Consider the following 15,166-nt stretch of genomic DNA (forward strand, 5'->3'; position numbering starts at 1 on the left):
TTGTCCATGACTACCCACTGTCCATGGCTACCCAGGCGGATGCCCGGTCAGTGGGTCTCCGGCTTCGAGGTGTCCAGCCGAGGCGGCTGCGCGTCCTTCTCGGCCGCCCAGGTGCCGGCGCGCTCCTCCGGTTCCGGGTCGGCCGTACGGGGAGCGGTCGTCGTCGCGGCGCTGTGCCGCGGCTGGTAGGGCTGCCCGAGCAGGTCGTCGAACAGGGCCCGGTGGTGGATCATCGCCTGCCGGAGATCCTCGGTCCCGGCATGGCCGGCCTCGCTGCGGCGGGCGATCTCGTGTGCCTGGCGGTAGTGCTCCAGCGTGTGGCCGTGCTCGACGGACAGCAGTTCCATGCGCTTGTCGTGCGCGCCGGTCGGGTAGCCGCGCTCGTGCATCAGCCGGGTGATCAGCTCGTCCGCCTCCTGTACCGCGTCGTCCGGAGCGTCGACGAACCGCTCCTGGACCGAGGTCCACTCGGCCGCGTACTTGTCCCGCGCGCCCGGGTCCAGCGGCTTCAGGGTCAGCTCGCTGTGCCGACGTTCGCGTTCGACCAGGTTGCGCTCGGCCTGGCGCCGGTCGCCGTACTGCTCGACGGCCCGGTCGTACTCGGGACCGAATCGAGTCTGTAGGTGCCTGCGCCGCAGCATGGGACGGCCCACGAAGACGGCCGCGGCGGCGAGGACGACGACGATCACCACGATCAGGATGACGGTCGCTGTCGTGTTCACGGGAACTCCCAGAGGGGTCGGGTCTCGGATCGTGCCTTTCGGTGGAACAGCGGACGCACCCCGTATATCGGGGTTTTCCACTCGTGCTCGGCATCTCATGCCTTGCCGGGTCCGGCGGGGCCAAACTCCGGTGGGGGACCGGGTTTCCGGCCACCGGAAGGCGAGGACACCCCCGGTGTCCGCGATGGGCGAGCCTGGGCGAATCGGTACGGCGGCGTGAGGAGCGGGCGGATGCGGACACGGGTCGCGATCATCGGTGCGGGGCCGGCGGGACTGCTCCTGTCGCAACTGCTGCACAACCGCGGGATCGACTCGGTGCTGTTGGAGGCGCGTGGTCGGGAGTACTGCGAGCAGCGCCAGCGCGCGGGCATGCTGGAGCAGGCCACGGTCGACGTGCTGCGCGAGGCCGGCGCGGCGGATCGGCTGGAGCGCGAGGGGCTCGTGCATCACGGGATCCACCTGCGCTTCGCCGGCGAGAACCGGCACATCGACTTCCCGAGTCGGACCGGTGGCAGGTCGGTGACGGTCTACGGGCAGACCGAGATCGTCAAGGACCTGATCGCCAAGCGGCTCGACGAGGGCGCGCGGCTGTACTTCGACGCGCCGGTGACCGCGATCGAGGGCATCGACGGCGACGCGCCGCGGGTCCGGTTCGTCCGGGACGGGGTCGAGGAGACCCTCGACTGCGACTTCGTCGCGGGTTGCGACGGATTCCACGGGGTCTCGCGGCCGGCGATCCCGGCCGACGTGCTCAGGACCTACGAGCGGACCTACCCGTTCGCGTGGCTCGGTGTGCTGGCGGACGTCGCGCCGTCCACCGACGACCTGATCTACGCGTACAGCGAGCGCGGATTCGCGCTGCACAGCATGCGGTCGGCGCGGGTGAGCCGGCTCTACCTCCAGGTGGACCCGGACGCGGACCTCGCCGACTGGCCGGACGAGCGGATCTGGGCGGAGCTGCGGGAGCGGTTGGCGCTGCCGGGATGGACGCTCGACGAGGGGCCGATCAGTGATCGGGGCATCACGCCGATGCGGAGCTTCGTGGCCGAGCCGATGAGCTTCGGACGGCTGTTCCTGGCGGGCGACGCGGCGCACATCGTGCCGCCCACGGGGGCCAAGGGGTTGAACCTGGCGATGGCGGATGTCCGGGTGCTGGCGGACGCGTTCGGGCGGTGGTTCGAGAGCGGGGTGCGGGAGGGGTTGGACTCGTACAGCCAGACGTGTCTGCGGCGGGTGTGGCGGGCGGAGCACTTCTCGTACTGGATGACCACGTTGTTGCACCACGATTCGGGCGCGAGCGCGTTCGATGGGCGGGCGCAGGTTGCGCACCTTCGGTATGTGGCGGATTCGTCTGCGGCGATGGACTCGCTGGCGGAGAACTATGTCGGGTACACGTGGGCCGAGTGAGGTGGGTTGGCCTCACGCGCTCAGATGGACGGGCTGTTTCGCCTCATGCGCCGGCGGGGCTGTTTCGCCTCAAGCGCCGGCGGGGCTGATTGGCCTCATGCGCCGGCCGGGCCTGGTTGGGCTCGGTTCTGGTGGGGGTGTGCGAACGCCGGCCGGGGTGTGGTTGGCCGGCCGGCGTTCGGGGGGTGAGGGTCAGACGCTTACGCCGAAGTCCTTGGCGATGCCTGCGAGGCCGGAGGCGTAGCCCTGGCCGAGGGCGCGGAACTTCCAGTCGGTGCCCGCGCGGTAGAGCTCGCCGAAGAGCATCGCGGTCTCGGTGGAGGCGTCCTCGGAGAGGTCGTAGCGCGCGAGTTCGACGTTGTCCGCGGCGTTGAGCACGCGGATGAACGCGTTCCGGACCTGGCCGAACGACTGCTTGCGGTTGTCCGCGTCGTAGACCGAGACCGGGAAGACGACCTTGTCGACGTCCGCGGGCAGCTGCGCGAGGTTGACCTTGATCTGCTCGTCGTCGCCCTCGCCCTCGCCGGTGCGGTTGTCGCCGGTGTGCTCGACGGTGCCGTCCGGGGTCTTCATGTTGTTGAAGAACACGAAGTGCTGGTCGGAGTAGACCTTGCCGGTCGTGTTGACCACGATCGCGCTCGCGTCGAGGTCGAAGTCCTCGCCCGTGGTCGTGCGCAGGTCCCAGCCGAGGCCGACGACGACCGCGGTCAGGCCCGGGGCCTCCTTGGTCAGGGAGACGTTTCCGCCCTTGCTCAGGCTCACGGCCATGGGTGTTTCCTTCCAGAGGATGTATGACGTCGCGGACGACGCTACTGCTACTGATCCGGACGTGCAGCAGGCACGCCTAAGTTCCCGAACACGCCGAAAGGGGCCGTCAAGGTGGCGGTGATCACGGGGCGGAAGTCGGCGCGAGGTTATTGACGGTTCGTCAGTTCCGCCGTTCAATGGCGAATACAAACAGGGATATGACTATTAGTCATATCCAGCTTTCGACCCCTGGGGGCTGCCATGTCCAGCGCAACGACGCCGTCGGCCGGGATCGATCAGGCGCGGATGCGCCAGGTCATGGGCCACTTCGCCACCGGCGTCACGGTGGTCACGGCGGTCGACGACGGCGCGCCCGTGGGCATGGCCTGCCAGTCGTTCACGTCGTTGTCGCTGGAACCGGCGTACATCTCGATCGCCCCGGCGCTCACTTCGACCACCTATCCCCGGATCCGCGCGGCCGGCCGGTTCGTGGTCAACATCCTGGCCGAGGACCAGCAGGACGTGTGCCGCGCGATGGGCCGCAGCGGCGGCGACAAGTTCGCGGGCGTCGACTGGACGCCCGCCGGCAACGGCGCGCCCCGCCTGGCCGGCGCGGTCGCCTGGATCGAGTGCGACATCGCGCACGAGTTGCCCGGCGGCGACCACGTGATCGTGATCGGCGCGGTGACCACGCTGGACCTGCCGCGCGACACCGCCCCGCTGATGTTTCACAAGGGCCGCTACGCGCGCCTGATCGCCGGCTAGCCGCACCCGCCGGCCGGCGGTACCGGTCGGCCGGCCGCGCTCACCGGCCGGCGTCGGGCAGCAGCCCGTCCGCCATGGCCACCGTGACGGCGGCGGTGCGGTCGTCGACGCCGAGCTTGTTGAACGTGCGCAGCAGGTGCGTCTTGACCGTGGCCTCGCTGATGTACAACCGCCGCCCGATCTCGGCGTTGGTCATCCCGCGCGCGACCAGCCCGAGCACCTGTGTCTCGCGCGGGCTCAGCGGGTCGCGGACCGGTGCCTTCAGCCGGGTGACCAGCTTGGCGGCCACGGGCGGCGCGAGCACGGTCTCACCCCGCGCGGCGGCCCGGACGGCGGCGGCCAACTCCACCCGTGGGGTGTCCTTGAGCAGGTAGCCGGTCGCGCCCGCCTCGACCGCGCGCACGATGTCGGCGTCGGTGTCGTACGTCGTCAAAATCAGCACGTGCACTCCGGGCAGCTCGCGGACGATGCGCCGGGTCGCGGCGACCCCGTCGATGCCGGGCATCCGCAGGTCCATCAGCACCACGTCGGGCCGCAGTTCGGCGGCCCGGTCCACGGCCCGGGCACCGTCCTCGACGGATCCGACCACCTCGAAGTCGGACTCGGCCGCGAGCATGCCCGCCAGCCCCTCCCGGACCACCGGATGGTCGTCGGCGATGAGCAGCCGGATCACCGAGGTACCTCCACCCGTACGGTCGTGCCACGGCCGGGTGTCGAGACCACCTCGACCTCGCCACCGACCTGTGCGAGCCGCGCCCGCATGCCGGGAAGACCGTATCCCCCCTTTCCCGGTCCCGGGTCGAAACCCCGCCCGTCGTCCACCACGGTCAGCCGGGTGGCGAACGGACGATAGGCCAGTTCCACCGCCACGGAAGCGGCCTCGGCGTGCTTGCGGACGTTGGCCAGGGACTCCTGGAGCACCCGGACCAGCACCACCTGGACCGTCGAGGACAGCTCGTGCTCGGCGCCGGTGACCGTGAACGTCGTGGCCGCGTCCAACTCCTCGCCGAGTCCGGCGACCGTGCGACCGAGCACGTCGGCGATCGGTTCGGCCCGGTCCGCGCCCTGCGCCGGCCCCTGGGCGGCGACCAGCGCGCGTGCCTCGGCCAGGTTGTCCCGGGCCACCCGCTCGGCCAGTTCCAACCGCTTGCGGGTGGCGGCGGCGTCCGAGTCCACGGTGATCCCGGCGGCCTGGAGCAACATCAGGATGCTGGTGAAGCCCTGCGCGAGGGTGTCGTGGATCTCGCGCGCCATCCGCTCGCGCTCGACCCGCACGCCCGCCTCGTGGTGCGTTTGGGCAAGTTCGGCCCGGGTCGCCTCCAACTCGCGCAACAACCGGCCGCGCTCCTGCACCTTGTCGGCGAGCCAGTTGATCAGCCGGGCCATCAGATAGCTGAACCCGAGCACGATCGCCATCTCGACCAGGATCGCGACCACCCTGCCGTGCTCCCAGTGCGCCTGCCGGGCCTGGAGCGCGCCGTTCATGCCGAAGAGGTAGACGCTCGCCAGCATGGCCGGGAGCATCTTGTCGATGAACGTGAAGGTCAGTGGCACGAGCACGTACATCAGCCCGATACCGTCGGGATCGGCCAGGCTGAGCGCGGTCACCCCGGCGTAGGCGAGCACCAGGTGGGCCCGGCCGCGCCGGTCCCAGTCGTTCGGATCGATGCCGGGCGGGAGCATCACCCGGAACGACACCGGCAGCACCACGAGCACCGCGACGCACCACGGCGGGCGGCCCGCGCCGAACTCGGCGGCGGTGATCGCGGCGAGCACGAAGTACGCGTAGTGGTAGGCGGTGAGCAGCTTGCCGCCGAAGACGGTCTCCTCCTCGTCGGGCCGGACGGAGGCGGGCTTGCCCGGCGCGCCCGCCGCACCGATCGCCCCCGCCCCGCCGGTCGCGTCCGCGGGGTTTGCCGTGTTCACCGTTCGTTCCCGCTCCACTCGAAGGTCCGGATCCACACGACCAAGGCGATCACACCCCATGCGGCCAGGACCAGCGCCACCCGAGCGAGTTCCCAGGTGCCGGCCACGAGCAGCACCGCGACCTGGGTCAGGCTGACCAGGAACACCCGGACGATCTTGCCGAGCAGGTAGGCCGCCGGCGGGATCGGCGTCCCGCGCAAGCGCTTGAGTGCGCCGTCGTGGCGCTCGGCGGCGACCGAGAGCGCCGGCCCCTGGAAGCCGGCCGAGACGATGCCGACCGCGATCATCCCGGCCGCGTGCAGTCGGCTCTCGGACACGTTCGTGCCCCGCACGTGCCACCGCCGATGACGCCCAGCAGCACCGGCAGCAGGACCGGCATCCCGAAGGTCACCGCCATCTGCGCGCGCTGCCGGGCGAACTGCCTGAGTTCCGGACGGGAGCGCTCCACGACGATCGCCGACATCGACATCACGCGGCTTTGATCAGGTCGAGGTAGACGTCCTCGAGCGAGGGGCGGGTGACGGTCGGCTCCGGTACCTCGCCGCCGTAGCGCGCGGCCAACCGGGCCACGTCGGCGGTCGGTTCGGCGCTCTCCACCGTGTGCGCGCCCTCCGCGTCGCGCCGGCGCGGCACCGCGCGGGCCGGATGCCGGCCACCGAGCCGCTCGGGCGAGTCCACGTCCACGATCCGGCCGTCCCGGATCACCGCGATCCGGTCCGCGAGGTGCTCCGGCGCAACCCCCGCACCGTGATCGCCACTTCGTCGCGCCCGCGGGCCGGGTCCGTTCGCCGCATCGTCATGGCTCGACGATGTCGGGTGCGGGGCGGGCGCCGGGACGTACGAACGACGGACACCGCCTGTCCATCGAACGGTGGACAGGCGGCGCGAGGGCGCCACCGCCGACGAGGTCCACCCGACGGCGGTGGCCGAGGCGGAGCGGGCCTTCGCGCAGTCGGCCGACGGGCCGGCGGGCTTTTGCCCGGGGCGGGTGTGAGCCGTACCGCGCCGCGAGTGTGACTCTTGCCGCTCTTTTGGGGCAATCGGGCGGTGGCACCATGGCAGGACCCGGGGGAATCGCTCGTGAAGGGATTTCGGATGACTGTGCAGTCGCAGGCGGCGGCGGATCGGAACCCGACCGGAGAGCCGGCAGCCGCGCTCTTCGATCCCACCGTGGCCGCGCCGCCACTGGTCGACGTGGCCCGCTTCGGCTTCGAGGGACCGCTCGCCGCGACCGCGGCCGCGTGGTCCGAGGACGCGGTCTACTGGGAGTACACGAAGGCGGCCAATCCGATCGGCGCCGGCTACACGACGCCCGTTCCGGTGGAGCGCTTTCCGGCCGCATTGCACACCGGCGGCGAGACCCGGGTGGTCCCGCTCGACCTGGCCGAGCCGATGCGGATCGCGGGCGGTCCGGCGACCAGCCCGGCGCTGCTGGCCAACTTCGTCCGGATCAACGCGGGCGACCGACTCGCGGTGCGGCCGAACGCGACGTCGCAGCTCTACTACGTGATGTGCGGCCGGGGCATGTCGCTGGTCGGCGGGCAGGCGGTGGAGTGGGAGAAGGGCGACTTCCTGGTCCTGCCGGACCTGGGCGAGATCACCCACCACGCCGCGCAGTCCGCGGTGCTGTACTGGGTGCACGACGAGCCGTTGCTGCGCTACCTCGGCGTCACCCCGAACCGGGCCCGGTTCCGGCCGACCAAGTTCTCCCGGCACCGCGCGGTCGAGGAGCTCACCCGGATCGCCGAGGCGCCCGGCGCCAACGCCAAGAACCGGGTCAGCGTGCTCCTGAACACGATCGACCAGGACCAGACGCTGACCGTCACGCACACCCTGTGGGCGATGTTCGGCCTGCTCCCGGTGGACCAGATCCAGCGCCCGCACCGGCACCAGTCGGTCGCCCTGGACCTGATCCTGGACTGCGAGCCGGGCTGCTTCACGCTGCTCGGCGACCGGTTGGACGAGCGCGGCGAGATCCTCGACCCGCAGCGGGTGGACTGGGAGCCGGGCGGCGCGTTCGTCACACCGCCCGGCAAGTGGCACGCCCACCACAACGAGTCCGGCAGCCCCGCGCATCTGATCCCGATCCAGGACGCGGGCCTGCAGACCTACCTGCGCAGCCTGGACATCCGCTTCAGCGATCGGCGGTAGGGCGCCGCCGGCGGGCCGGTGGTCAGCTCAGGAGCCGCGCGACGAGTTCGTCCCGACGGTGCACGCCGGCCTTGGCGAACAGGGACTTGAGATGGTCGTTGACCGTGTGGCGGGAGATGCCCAACGCCGAGGCGATGTGCTTGTCGGGGCATCCTCGCGCCACCAGGTCCAGGACCTCGCACTCCCGCCGGGTGAAGGCGTGGCGCAGCGCGAGCGCCGGCAGGATCTGGCGCGCGGTGGCCTGTTGGAGGACGACGACGGTGCGCGTGTCGTCCAACGCGGAGCCGTGCAGGTGGAGCCATCGCCCGGTCGGCGTCTGCAGGCACGTGGCCGCTTCGGACCGGGCGGCGGCGGTCAGGCCGGTCTGGACCACCACATGGGGCAGGCCCGAGTCGCGACATACGGGCGACGCGCCGGCCAGTTCCACGAACCACGAGTACGCGGCGGCGCTGATCGTGTCGGGGTGACCGCGACGATCGAGGACGACGACGCCCGGCGGCAGCGGCGTACTCGTGGGCGGGACGGCGGGCACGGGCCGGCGCAGCGCCTGCGAGATCATCGGCACGAGCCGGCCGACCCGATCCGCCTCCCGGTCGGCGAACGGGCGATGCGGGCGCCGGCGCAGCAGGACGAGGCCGGCCAACAGGGTCCGGCCGGTGCCGATCGCGATGCGCATCTCGCTGATCACCCCGGGCGGCCCCATCTCGTCGTGCGGGAGCGGGCCGCAGTCCCGGGCGAGGGCTCCGTCGCCGCCGAGCACACGGGCGGGGCACGGGGCACGCTGCAGGTCGCGAAAGCCGTACAGGTCCCGTTCGAAGAGCCGACGGCAGTCCCCGTGGCTGTCCCGGCCGAGGTGGAAGGACGGCACGACGCCCTCGGGGGCGATGCCCAGCAGACGCCGGCCGTCGAACTCCACCACCCGGCCCAGGGCCGACGCGATGCCCTCGCCGAACTCCGCCGGGCAGGTCACATGGTGCGCCAGATCGGTGATTTCCCCTGAAACGCCGGTCATACCGGCAAGGGTCGCGACCCTTTGGAGCGTTGTCCAGTACCGATCAACTGGACGACTCGCCGCGCGGGTTCATCACACGCATGAGGCGAGGGTGGGCAATCTCGGTGTGTGCGGACCGAGTTGCGCACCCTCGCCTCGGCACGTCATGGATGGATCGAAGGCCGGTTCCGGATCCGAGGCCGGAGGGGTCCGGCCCCGTCTACCGTCCGGTCGCGTCCCGGTCGAGGTTGCGGCGCAGGAACTCGCCGGTCAACGAGTGCTCGGCGAGCAGGAGTTGCTCGGGGGTGCCCTCGAAGACCACCGTTCCGCCGTGCTTGCCGCCGTCCGGGCCCAGGTCGATCACCCAGTCCGCGCGGCCGACCACGTCCAGGTTGTGCTCGATCACCAGGAGCGTGTTGCCGCCGTCCACCAGCCGGTCCAGCAGCGCGATCACGGTGTCCACGTCGGACATGTGCAGGCCTGTGGTCGGCTCGTCCAGCACGTAGACACTGCCGGTCTTGTGCAACTCGCCCGCCAGCTTGAGTCGTTGCCGCTCGCCGCCGGAGAGCGTGCTGAGCGGCTGGCCCAGCGTGACGTAGCCCAGGCCGACCTCGACGAGCGCGGCCAGGTGCGGCCGGATGCGCTTCTCGGTGAAGAACTCGTGCGCGTCCTCGACGGTGAGCGCCAGCACGTCGATGATCGACTTGCCGCGCAGCGGGTACTCCAGCACCTTGTCGTCGAAGCGACGACCCTCGCAGCGCTCGCAGATCGTGGTCACCGGGTCCATGAAGGCCATCTCCACGGTGACCGAGCCGCGCCCTTGGCAGGCCTGGCAGGCGCCCGCCGAGTTGAAGCTGAACAGGCCCGGCTTCTGCCCGCTCGCCTTCGCGAACAAGGCCCGGATCGGGTCCATGATGCCGATGTGACTGGCGGGGGTGGAACGGGAGTTGGCCGCGATCGCGGCCTGGTCGATGACGATCGTGCCGGGGTGCGCGGCGGTGAACACCTCGGATACCAGGGTGCTCTTGCCGGAGCCCGCGACGCCGGTGAACACGGTCAGTACGCCGGTGGGGATGTCCACGTCGACGTGCTTGAGGTTGTGCAGATCCGCGCCGCGCACCGGGATGTGCCCGGTGGGGCTGCGGTAGTCGGTCTTGACCACCGTGCCCCGGTTCAGGAAGCGGCCGGTGAGCGTGTCCGACTCGATCAGCTCCTTGACCGTGCCCGCGAAGACCAGTTCGCCGCCGTGCGAGCCGGCGTGCGGGCCCATGTCGATCACGTGGTCGGCGACCGCGATCACGTCCGGGTCGTGCTCGACGACCAGCACGCTGTTGCCCTTGTCCCGCAGTGCGACCAGGAGTTCGTTCAGGCGGTGCACGTCGCGCGGGTGCAGGCCGACGCTGGGCTCGTCGAAGATGTAGGTCATGCCGGTGAGGCTGGAGCCCAGGTGGCGGACCATCTTGAGCCGCTGCCCCTCGCCGCCGGACAACGTCGAGGTCTCCCGGTCCAGGCTGAGGTAGGACAGGCCGATGTCGACGATCCGCCGCAGCGCCGCGGCGGCCGCCGCGGCCACCGGGCCGCCGATCGGGTCCTCGATCCGGGCCAACACCTCGATCAGGTCGCCCACTTCGAGCGCGCAGTAGTCGGCGATGTTGAGTCCGTGGATGCGCGCGGCGAGAACGGCCGGGTTGAGTCGGGCGCCGGCGCAGTCCGGGCACGGGCCCTCGGTCAGGTAGGTCTCCACCGTCTCGCGGGTCTTGGCGCTGAGCGAGGAGGTGTCGCGATTGAGGTAGAGCCGGTCGAAGCGGGTGTACAGGCCCTCGAAGGTCACGTTGGCCGTGCCGTCCGGGGTGACCCACTTGAACTTGATCACCCGGTCCGGGTCGCCTCGGGTCAGCAGTGCGAACTCGGCATCGGTGTAGTCGGCGATCGGCTTGTCGTTGTCGAACAGGCCGGACGCCTGGTAGAGCCCGACGGCCAGCAGGCCGAGCAGGAACGCGCCGTCGTTGATCGACTTGGACCGATCCAGCAGGCGGGTGTAGTCGGCCCGTACGGTCCGACCGATGCCGTCGCACGTGGTGCACATGCCGCCGGGGTCGTTGAACGAGTACATCCCGGGCGTGCCGGCCGAGGGCTCGGCGACGCGGGAGAAGAGCACCCGCAGGAGCGGGTTGATGTCGGTCATCGTGCCGACCGTCGAGCGCGAGTTGGACCCGATCGGCTTCTGGTCCACCACGATGGCCGGGGACACGTTCTCGATCGCGTCGGCGTGCGGGCGTTCGTAGCGGGGCAGGAACTTGCGTTCGAACGCCGAGAAGGTCTCGTTGAGCTGCCGCTTCGACTCGACGGCGACGGTGTCGAAGACGATCGAGGACTTGCCGGATCCGGACGGACCGGTGAAGACGACGATGCGGTTCTTCGGGATGCGCAGCGAGACGTCCTTGAGGTTGTTCTCGCGCGCGCCGGTGATGACGATGTCGTTGATCATGCGGCTCCGTAGCTCTTCGGCTCTTCGATGGCGGACCAGGGCGGGTGTCCGGATCGGACCGGACCGCGTGTCTGCGGGCGGGGAGGGGACGCGGCCGGGTCCGGCAGACTACGGGATGGCACCGACATCGCGGGTGGGCCGATGGGTGGGGACGGGGCCGACCGCGTGTGGCGGGGCGACGCAGCCGGGTGGGCCGACTCGCCCGGGTGCACGAGCGCGTCCGGGCTCGCCGGATCGGCGACGGGATCCTGGCGTGATCGGTCGGGCGACGAGTTCTTCGAGCCGGCCGCCGAACCCGGGCGGGCCGGAAAGAGCCTGAGGGTCCCTCGACTCGGCGCGGGAACGGAACCCGATGTCCTGAGGTGTCGTCACTTTCCATATGACGAGGGGGATTCCGTCGCGCGGGCAGGTTGGGGAGCCACCGCGCAACGATGAATCGGGGGGCTTGTCCTTCCATGTGTTGGGGCCGACCCGCGTTTTGGGCCCCGACGGGTGCGAGTTGAACATCGGACCGAGGCGGCAACGGGAGTTGTTGACCCTGCTGTTGCTGCGGCCCGGGGTGGCGGTCCCGGTGGACCGGCTGGCCGAGGAGTTGTGGAACGGGCGTCCGCCGCCCGGCGCGCGATCCACGTTGCACGCGTATCTTTCCGGCCTGCGCCGGGTGTTGGAGCCCGGGCGGCGGGCGCCCTTTCGGGTATTGACTACGCGCGATGACTCCTACGCCCTGGAGGTGCCGGTCGGGGGGCTGGACACCGGCCGGTGGCGTCGGCTGGCCGAGGCGGCGCGGGCCGCGAGTGCGGCGGGGGCGTACGGTCGGGCCGACGAACTCTTCCGCGCGGCGGTGGCGTTGTGGTCGGGTGACCCGTTCGCCGAGTTGGTCGATCACGAGGTGGCCCAGGCCGAACGGGCGCGGCTGGCCGAGGAGCGCGCCGGCCTGTCGGAGGAGGCGGCCGAGTGCCGACTCGCGCTCGGCGCACACGCGTCGGTGATCGGCGACCTGATGGTATTGGTCCGGGAGTACCCGCTGCGCGAGCGACCGAGGGCGCAACTCGCCCTGGCTCTCTACCGATCGGGCCGACAGGCGGAGGCGCTGGCGGTATTGGAGGCCGGTCGGCGATTGTGCGCGGAGGAGTTGGGCCTGGACCCGGGGCCTCGGCTGCGCGAACTCCAGGCCGCGATCCTGCGACAGGATCCGGCGCTGGCCGGTCCCGAGCGGAAACCGGCGGCCTCGGTGTGCCGGGGCCGACGCGGCGTCGTCGTCGGACGACTGCGCGTCCCTTGCCCACACCGGGATTCGCCGCACCGGCGCTGGTAGCGGCCGGGCGGGGCGTCGGCACGGCGCCCCGCCACCGGGCCCTGCTCGGCGGCCGCGGGCTCCTCCGGTTCGTACGGGGTGTGCCCGGAGCGGGGGATGCCCGACCCGCGGGGGTGGTTCGGCCACGGCTGGGTCGGGTTCATGACGAGGTCGGGTCCGCACGGTGGTTCGGTCCACGGCGAGGCGGGTCCATGGCGGCTGGGGTCTACGGCGGCTCGGGCCTACGGCGGTGGTTCGGGAAGGCGGTGGTTGTACCAAGCCGTGGGGACGGCGGTCGGGGCGGGCCGGTCGTGCGCAGTCCTCGCGCGGGCCGAGCGTGGCGGGTGTCGCTATGCGAGAACCGCGTCGAGGCGAGCGGCTCGGGCCCGGAGGTCGGCGATCGGCAGGGGTTCGGCGAGGTCCGGGGCGAAATCGGCCACCGCTTCGTGGCAGGCCGCGGTGAAGTGCACGGTGCCGTCCTCGTCGATGCGCTCGACGCCGTCCCGGCGGCCCATGCGTTCGTTGTACATGATCGACTCCTCGGCGGTGACACCGGTCGGCAGGTCGAGGGTGACCGAGCCGTCGGCGATCCGTACCGGGTAGCCGCCGGGCAGGCCGTTGGGTGCGGGGGTGGACCAGCGCAGCGGGGCCGCTCCCGGCAACAGGGCCTCCAATACCGGAAGGGCGGCCTCCGAGGTGACCGGGTTGTAGCGAACTCCCGGTGCCAGCGCGGGTGCTCGGTAGGCGAGTGCGTCCTCGCGGCGCCCGTCCTCGTCGAGGTACACGCGGCAGCGTTCGTCCGGGTCGGCCGGCTCGAGGGCCTGCATCACGTCGAAGACCTGGGAGTGGTGGCCGAGGACGCGGATCAGCGGCGGCTCGGCGTGCGGGCGGGCCGCGTGCAGTGCGGTACGCACCCGGCCCAGCATCATCCCGACGTTGCCCAGCCCGAGCGTCGGAGCCAGGCCCAGGCATCGGAGGATCGGCCCGGTGACGTCCGGGAACGACAGGTTCGCGATGGGACCGGCATGGCCGGCGGCCCGCGCGGCGCGCATGACGCCCAGCACGACGGGCAGTTGGTAGGGCAGCCGCAGGCCGAGCCCGGCGGCGACGATCCCTCGCGCCGTGGCGTCCGCACGATCGGCCAGCGCCCACGGCCCACGCAGGGCGGCGCACTGCACGACCAGATCGGGCCGAGTCCGCCCGAGCAACTCCGCGACATCGTCGACCCGAAGCGCATCGAGCCGAACCCCCTCGACCACGCAACCCGGCGCGCCACCGATGCTCTTCGCCACGGCATCCACCGTGCCCTGCGACCGCCCGGCGACCACAATCCGCCGAACCCGGCCCCCCTCGACGAGCCCCGCCGCCAGCCGCCGACCCATGTCGCCCACACCGATGATCACCACAGTGCTCATCGGTCGATGATAGGCACCCAGGTATCCACAGGTCAGCCCTTCGGCGCTGCTCGGCGAAGCGACGGCGCACCCCGTCCGACGTCGGTCGCACGTGCGCGTGCGCCATGTCGGGCCGGTTGCGAGCGGTGCGCGGAGTCGCCCGGGCGGCTTCCGCACACCCGAGCACCACTGATCCCCAGATTTCATGCACAGCCTGTGGACAGTGCCCGACGTCCGCCCGGCCGCCATGTCCGGCTTCGTCCGCCGAACCCGCCCGTCCGCCCGTCCGGGGTCCGCCGTGGAACCCGACCCCGATCACTCCGTCACACTTTTTCCGGCCCTTCCGTCATGGAGGCAGGAGCCCATCGGGGCTCCACCCAGACCGGGAACCGAGCCCGGTCCGCACAACGGGAGCTGTCATGACGAAGTCGATCCTGGTCACCGGCGGTACAGGCACCCTGGGCCGCCTGGTCGTCCCGCTGCTGCGCGACGCGGGCCACCACATCCGGGTGCTCAGCCGCACCGGCGGCCCGGCCGCGGAAGGCGTCGAGTACGTGACCGCCGACCTGCTCGAGAACGAGGGCGTCGAAGCGGCGGTGGCCGGCGTGGACACCGTTCTGCACCTGGCCGGCGGCCCCAAGGGTGACGACGAGGCCACCCGCAACCTGGTCCGGGCCGCGAAGGACGCCGACGTACGGCACCTCGTCTACATCTCGGTGATCGGCGCCGACCGCGTCCCACTCGGCTACTTCAAGGCCAAGTTCGGCGCCGAGCGGGCGGTGGCCGAGTCGGGTCTGCCGTGGACCACGCTGCGCGCCGCCCAGTTCCACGACCTGATGCTGACCGCCGTCGACAAGATGACCAAGCTGCCGGTGGTACCGGTGCCGGGCGGGGTCCGGCTCCAGCCGGTCGACACGCGCGACGTGGCCCAGCGGCTGGTCGAGTTGACACTCGGCGAGCCGGCCGGGCTGGTGCGGGACCTGGCCGGCCCGAAGGTGTACGGGATGCGCGAGCTGAGCCGCGGCTACCTGCGGGCGCGCGGCCGGCGTCGGCCGATGATGCCGGTGCGCTTCCCGGGAAAGGCCGGTCGGGCGTACCGCGCCGGCGAGAACCTGACCCTGGAAGGCGCCACACTCGGTACCCGCACCTGGGAGGACTTCCTCGCCGAGCGTGTGAACGCGAACACGAACGCGAACGCGAAGCCGAACGCGGACGCGAACACGGGCGCGAAGTAGTCCGTGGCCGGGCCCAGGGCCGGACCCTACGCCGAGTTGGGCCTTC

Annotated in this window: 16 protein-coding genes; 7 read left to right on the top strand and 9 right to left on the bottom strand. The window is 71.4% G+C overall.

The genetic code is table 11. The annotated features are described in order from the left end of the window. Positions 1-47: 47 nt before the first annotated feature. Positions 48-722 carry a hypothetical protein gene (locus tag ACWCPW_RS44040; RefSeq protein ID WP_449767256.1) on the bottom strand — a complete coding sequence of 225 codons (675 nt, stop codon included), beginning with the start codon at positions 720-722 and terminating at the stop codon, positions 48-50. A gap of 231 nt (positions 723-953) precedes the next feature. Here ACWCPW_RS44040 and ACWCPW_RS44045 point away from each other — a divergent pair, with 231 nt between their 5' ends. Further along, entirely contained in the window at positions 954-2,129 is a 1,176-nt protein-coding gene (locus tag ACWCPW_RS44045) for a 4-hydroxybenzoate 3-monooxygenase (protein WP_449767257.1), read from the top strand. Positions 2,130-2,321: 192 nt separating this feature from the next. On the opposite strand, the gene ACWCPW_RS44050 is transcribed toward ACWCPW_RS44045, so the two are convergent. Then, a complete protein-coding gene (locus ACWCPW_RS44050; protein ID WP_449767258.1) occupies positions 2,322-2,897 on the bottom strand; it encodes a TerD family protein in 576 nt (191 codons plus the stop codon). A 240-nt stretch (positions 2,898-3,137) separates the two neighbouring features. On the opposite strand from ACWCPW_RS44050, the gene ACWCPW_RS44055 reads away from it, so the two are divergent. Continuing rightward, positions 3,138-3,641, top strand: a complete 504-nt coding sequence (locus tag ACWCPW_RS44055) for a flavin reductase family protein (protein ID WP_449767259.1) — start codon at positions 3,138-3,140, stop codon at positions 3,639-3,641. Positions 3,642-3,681: 40 nt separating this feature from the next. On the opposite strand, the gene ACWCPW_RS44060 is transcribed toward ACWCPW_RS44055, so the two are convergent. Genes ACWCPW_RS44060 through ACWCPW_RS44070 form a run of 3 tightly spaced genes read right to left on the bottom strand, consistent with a single transcriptional unit; the run spans position 3,682 to position 5,884 of the window. Then, a complete protein-coding gene (locus ACWCPW_RS44060) occupies positions 3,682-4,314 on the bottom strand; it encodes a response regulator (protein ID WP_449767260.1) in 633 nt (210 codons plus the stop codon). Then, positions 4,311-5,567, bottom strand: a complete 1,257-nt coding sequence (locus tag ACWCPW_RS44065; RefSeq protein WP_449767261.1) for a sensor histidine kinase — start codon at positions 5,565-5,567, stop codon at positions 4,311-4,313. The genes ACWCPW_RS44060 and ACWCPW_RS44065 overlap by 4 nt, the downstream gene beginning before the upstream one ends. After that, the gene (locus ACWCPW_RS44070; RefSeq protein WP_449767262.1) at positions 5,564-5,884 is read right to left on the bottom strand and encodes an ABC transporter permease; all 321 of its coding nucleotides are present in this window, start codon (positions 5,882-5,884) and stop codon (positions 5,564-5,566) included. Before ACWCPW_RS44070 ends, ACWCPW_RS44065 begins: the two co-directional genes overlap by 4 nt. A gap of 27 nt (positions 5,885-5,911) precedes the next feature. Between ACWCPW_RS44070 and ACWCPW_RS44075 the strand changes: the two genes are divergently transcribed. Continuing rightward, entirely contained in the window at positions 5,912-6,049 is a 138-nt protein-coding gene (locus ACWCPW_RS44075; RefSeq protein WP_449767263.1) for a hypothetical protein, read from the top strand. Here ACWCPW_RS44075 and ACWCPW_RS44080 read toward each other — a convergent pair. After that, on the bottom strand, positions 6,036-6,272 hold the full coding sequence (locus ACWCPW_RS44080) for a hypothetical protein (protein ID WP_449767264.1): 237 nt from the start codon (positions 6,270-6,272) through the stop codon (positions 6,036-6,038). The two genes, ACWCPW_RS44075 and ACWCPW_RS44080, sit on opposite strands and share 14 nt — an antisense overlap. Positions 6,273-6,438: 166 nt before the next feature. Between ACWCPW_RS44080 and ACWCPW_RS44085 the strand changes: the two genes are divergently transcribed. Together ACWCPW_RS44085 and ACWCPW_RS44090 are read left to right on the top strand one after the other, a co-directional pair. Beyond that, the gene (locus ACWCPW_RS44085; RefSeq protein ID WP_449767265.1) at positions 6,439-6,561 is read left to right on the top strand and encodes a hypothetical protein; all 123 of its coding nucleotides are present in this window, start codon (positions 6,439-6,441) and stop codon (positions 6,559-6,561) included. A 101-nt stretch (positions 6,562-6,662) separates the two neighbouring features. Next, positions 6,663-7,718, top strand: coding sequence for a cupin (locus ACWCPW_RS44090; RefSeq protein WP_449767266.1), 1,056 nt, complete (start codon positions 6,663-6,665; stop codon positions 7,716-7,718). A gap of 22 nt (positions 7,719-7,740) precedes the next feature. Here the strand turns inward: ACWCPW_RS44090 and ACWCPW_RS44095 are convergent, their stop codons facing one another. Both ACWCPW_RS44095 and ACWCPW_RS44100 read right to left on the bottom strand, forming a co-directional pair. Then, a complete protein-coding gene (locus ACWCPW_RS44095) occupies positions 7,741-8,730 on the bottom strand; it encodes a response regulator transcription factor (protein ID WP_449767267.1) in 990 nt (329 codons plus the stop codon). Positions 8,731-8,929: 199 nt separating this feature from the next. Then, positions 8,930-11,197 (bottom strand): ATP-binding cassette domain-containing protein, encoded by a 2,268-nt coding sequence (locus ACWCPW_RS44100; RefSeq protein WP_449767268.1) that lies wholly within the window; start codon positions 11,195-11,197, stop codon positions 8,930-8,932. Positions 11,198-11,696: 499 nt separating this feature from the next. Between ACWCPW_RS44100 and ACWCPW_RS44105 the strand changes: the two genes are divergently transcribed. Next, positions 11,697-12,512, top strand: coding sequence for an AfsR/SARP family transcriptional regulator (locus tag ACWCPW_RS44105; RefSeq protein ID WP_449767269.1), 816 nt, complete (start codon positions 11,697-11,699; stop codon positions 12,510-12,512). Between the two features lie 329 nt (positions 12,513-12,841). Here the strand turns inward: ACWCPW_RS44105 and ACWCPW_RS44110 are convergent, their stop codons facing one another. Beyond that, positions 12,842-13,906 (bottom strand): saccharopine dehydrogenase NADP-binding domain-containing protein, encoded by a 1,065-nt coding sequence (locus ACWCPW_RS44110; RefSeq protein WP_449767270.1) that lies wholly within the window; start codon positions 13,904-13,906, stop codon positions 12,842-12,844. A gap of 398 nt (positions 13,907-14,304) precedes the next feature. Here ACWCPW_RS44110 and ACWCPW_RS44115 point away from each other — a divergent pair, with 398 nt between their 5' ends. Then, a complete protein-coding gene (locus ACWCPW_RS44115; RefSeq protein WP_449767271.1) occupies positions 14,305-15,120 on the top strand; it encodes an SDR family oxidoreductase in 816 nt (271 codons plus the stop codon). Positions 15,121-15,166 lie beyond the last annotated feature (46 nt).

This window comes from Embleya sp. NPDC001921 (assembly GCF_053594475.1).

Bases quoted from the DNA above. Each gene is read 5' to 3' on its own strand.
- ACWCPW_RS44045 (WP_449767257.1), top strand. From the start codon at position 954: ATGCGGACACGGGTCGCGATCATCGGTGCGGGGCCGGCGGGACTGCTC.
- ACWCPW_RS44050 (WP_449767258.1), bottom strand. From the start codon at position 2,897: ATGGCCGTGAGCCTGAGCAAGGGCGGAAACGTCTCCCTGACCAAGGAG.
- ACWCPW_RS44055 (WP_449767259.1), top strand. From the start codon at position 3,138: ATGTCCAGCGCAACGACGCCGTCGGCCGGGATCGATCAGGCGCGGATG.
- ACWCPW_RS44075 (WP_449767263.1), top strand. From the start codon at position 5,912: ATGACGCCCAGCAGCACCGGCAGCAGGACCGGCATCCCGAAGGTCACC.
- ACWCPW_RS44090 (WP_449767266.1), top strand. From the start codon at position 6,663: ATGACTGTGCAGTCGCAGGCGGCGGCGGATCGGAACCCGACCGGAGAG.
- ACWCPW_RS44095 (WP_449767267.1), bottom strand. From the start codon at position 8,730: ATGACCGGCGTTTCAGGGGAAATCACCGATCTGGCGCACCATGTGACC.
- ACWCPW_RS44100 (WP_449767268.1), bottom strand. From the start codon at position 11,197: ATGATCAACGACATCGTCATCACCGGCGCGCGCGAGAACAACCTCAAG.
- ACWCPW_RS44110 (WP_449767270.1), bottom strand. From the start codon at position 13,906: ATGAGCACTGTGGTGATCATCGGTGTGGGCGACATGGGTCGGCGGCTG.
- ACWCPW_RS44115 (WP_449767271.1), top strand. From the start codon at position 14,305: ATGACGAAGTCGATCCTGGTCACCGGCGGTACAGGCACCCTGGGCCGC.